Source organism: Deinococcus marmoris (assembly GCF_001949125.1).
GTDB classification, from domain to species: Bacteria; Deinococcota; Deinococci; order Deinococcales; family Deinococcaceae; genus Deinococcus; species Deinococcus marmoris_A.
Map to the genome: position 1 here is coordinate 1 of NZ_MSTI01000008.1, position 3168 is coordinate 3168.

The following is a 3168-nucleotide window of genomic DNA, read 5'->3' on the forward strand; positions in this document are numbered from 1 at the left end:
CGCTGGGAGCCAGCGGCGCGTCAATCAGGAGCTGGCCTCTCTCAGCTACAACACCCCCAACACCTCGGCAGTGGAACGGCACAACGGGACGGCCCGGCGCATGAATCCACACCAGGTCCGCAGAAGCCTCGCGAACGCGAGGCTTCCCCACGTCCGTCAGACGGTGAGCGATCTGGTGGGCGGGGTCTACAACTTCTGTCGGGTGAACCGGAGCCTGCGAGTCAAGCTGGATGAACCGGTGGGGCGTCGTCAATATGCGCAACGGACGCCAGCAATGGCCATCGGGATCACGGACACGGTGTGGAGCGTGCTGCGCCTGCTCGGCACTGTGGTCCTGCCGAACCCATGTCGGTCATGATTCCAGCCTTCTACCCAGCATCTCCGTGCAAACTGGAAGCCCTGGCCTCGGAGAGCCGCATCTGCTTCGGCGTTAATCATCCTGTCAGGCATCCGTTTCAAGATCTCAGATGGCTGGGAAGCTCCAGTCCGCTGCTTCACAGAATCAACAGCAGCCCCGCGAAACTGGGTCATCCTCGGTCATCACGGCCCAGTGCGCGGCTCAGGCGGTCTCGCAACGCTGGGCGAAAGCCCAAGGCCAAATTGGTCCAGGCCGATGGACGTGCAGGTACCCTATCCTGACTCATGCTTCTCGATGAAGAAACAGATCCTGTCGATTCAACTGATGTTGATCTGGTCTCAACGGAGGAGCTGCGGCTGGCGGCGCTACGCCGCTACGGTATTCTTGACACACCTCCGGAGCCGCAGTTTGACCGCCTGGTAGAGCTGGCTGTCCGCGTCTTTGATGTGCCCATGGCCCAGGTCAGTTTCATCGACAAGGATCGGCAGTGGTTCAAGGCCAACCACGGACTTGAAATATCAGAGGCACCCCGCAGCGAGTCGTTCTGTTCGGTGGCCATCGCTCAGGAAGGCGTGATGGTTATTCCGGACGCCACCCTGGACGAGCACCTCCGCACGTACCCCAACGTGCTCGGCGCGCCACACATCCGGTCTTATGCTGGTGCGCCCCTAATCACGCCCGACGGGTACAAGCTCGGCACCTTCTGCTTGATCGGGACTGAACCTCGGGAGTTCAGCGAGAGAGAACAGGAAATTCTGACCTTCTTTGCACAGATGGCGATGACCGAGCTCAAGCTGCGGCAGGCCATACACAAGCTCGGGCACATGGCGATGAATGACGCCCTCACTGGCCTCCCAAACCGGGTGCAGTTCCGACAACATCTTGCAGAAGCCTGTCGGCGCGCCAATATCTCTGGGGAGAAGGTTGTCGTGGGGTTGATGGACATCGACCGCTTCAAACAGATCAACGACACCTTCGGGCATGCCGAGGGTGACCAGCTCCTTAAAGGCATCGCGCGCCGCTTGAAAGAAGCCACAGCGACCGGCGACGTGGTGGCCCGCATGAGCGGCGACGAATTCATGATGCTGCTAACGGATGTTCGGTCGGTCGAGGATGTCGCCCCGGTCACCAAACGTCTGGAGAAGAGTTTTGCAGCGCCATTTTTGATCGCAGATCAGGAGGTGTTCGTTCGCTGGAGTCTGGGGTTAAGCGTGTATCCGGACGACGCCTTAGAAATGGATGTTCTGCTCAGCCATGCGGACGCTGCCATGTACCGGGCCAAGCGGGCGGGTGGAGGCCACGCTACCTTTCAGCGGCAGGAGGACGAGCGCATCACCCTTCATGTGGAGCGTCTGACGGCGCTGCACCGGGCCATCGAACGGGATGAGCTGCGGCTGTACTTCCAGCCGAAAGTCCATGCCGAGAGTCACGCTGTGGTGGCGCATGAAGCGCTCCTCCGCTGGATCAGACCTTCCGGGATCGTCAGTCCACTCGACTTCATCCCGTTGGCCGAGACCTCCGGGCTTATCGTGCCGATCGGCCGCTGGGTCCTGCGGCAGGCGGTTGCCACCCTGATCTCACAGCGGCTTCAGAAGGTTTGCGTGAATGTCAGTGCTCTAGAAATCAGGCAGCCAGACTTTGTGGATCACCTGCGGTGGATCCTGAGAGAAAGTGGGATTAAGCCTCAGCAAGTTTGTTTAGAACTCACCGAGAGCAGCATGCTTGAACCCCGTTTCGCCGCAACGCTCCAGGAAGTGCACGCGCTGGGGGTGCAAACGGCCCTGGATGACTTTGGAAGCGGCTACAGCAGCCTGACAGCGTTGGCGAACCTGCCGATCCAGATGGTGAAGATCGACCGGAGCTTTACCTCAGGGATTGGGCAAGACACTGATGCTGGGAAGAGGGCGCTGGAGGTGGTCCGTGGGATCGTGACGCTCGTTACCGCGCTTGGACTCCCGACAGTCGCGGAGGGTATCGAGACCGCTGAGCAGGCAGAACTTTTGTTGAAAGCAGGTTGCACTTATCTTCAGGGGTACCTGTTCGGACGCCCCGAGCCTTTTGCCTGATTGTCAGGGTGACTGACACTTGTTCTGGAGGCTGTCCAGGACGAGATTTCCATCCTTGTTCAGACGAGGGACACGGCACTGCACTGCCGCAGACCTGCGTGCTCCCAGCTTGTCATGAATGTTGTCCTCACGCCGCGCTGCACGAGACGGGGGTTCTAGAGCATTTGTCCAAATAGAAGCAGCAGAAAAAAGGACTTCTGCTGCTTCTATCCTTCTACATCCTCCCTTTCATTCGCTCACTCCGTTCGGTCAAAAGTGAATAACTCTTTTAAAAAATGCTCTAACCCTGGTACCTCAGTACCTGACACTTTCAGATTCAGGCTGACTGGGTGAGGGAAAAGCGGTCATCAAGAGTGCGAGAAAGGTTTGGAAAAGGGGACGCTGCCAGCGCAGGGCGTCACACGGCAGATCCCAGCCATATTGGGCCAGACTCATGGCCCTGCGCCCGTGGGCTTTGACTGCGATGGGAAGCGCATCTGCGCGCCATGCGCCGATCCGCACCATCCAGGCATACGCGAGACTGAGCAGAAGAAAGAGGCGTCCAATGCGGTCTGGCGCGGTCATGTGGGTGTCCTCCAAACCCAGACCGCGAGACTTCATACCGCTGAATGTGCATTCGATCCCCCAGCGCATTCGGTAGACCTGCAAGACGTCGTAAAGGGGCAGATCAGAAGCGACGATGACGCGCTCTCCCTGTGGGGAAAGCGTCGCCACCACCTGCATCAGACTCCCATACACCCACGC

General features: G+C 59.2%; 2 protein-coding genes and 1 pseudogene. 2 read left to right on the top strand and 1 reads right to left on the bottom strand.

Translation table 11 applies throughout. The features are described from left to right. Positions 1-358: pseudogene (locus BOO71_RS01275) on the top strand (IS1 family transposase); the annotation flags it as partial. Positions 359-642: 284 nt separating this feature from the next. Continuing rightward, positions 643-2424, top strand: coding sequence for a putative bifunctional diguanylate cyclase/phosphodiesterase (locus BOO71_RS01280; protein ID WP_075830192.1), 1782 nt, complete (start codon positions 643-645; stop codon positions 2422-2424). Positions 2425-2718: 294 nt separating this feature from the next. Here BOO71_RS01280 and BOO71_RS28600 read toward each other — a convergent pair. After that, the coding region (locus BOO71_RS28600) for a transposase (RefSeq protein ID WP_254842977.1) at positions 2719-3168 on the bottom strand (450 nt) is incomplete at its 5' end.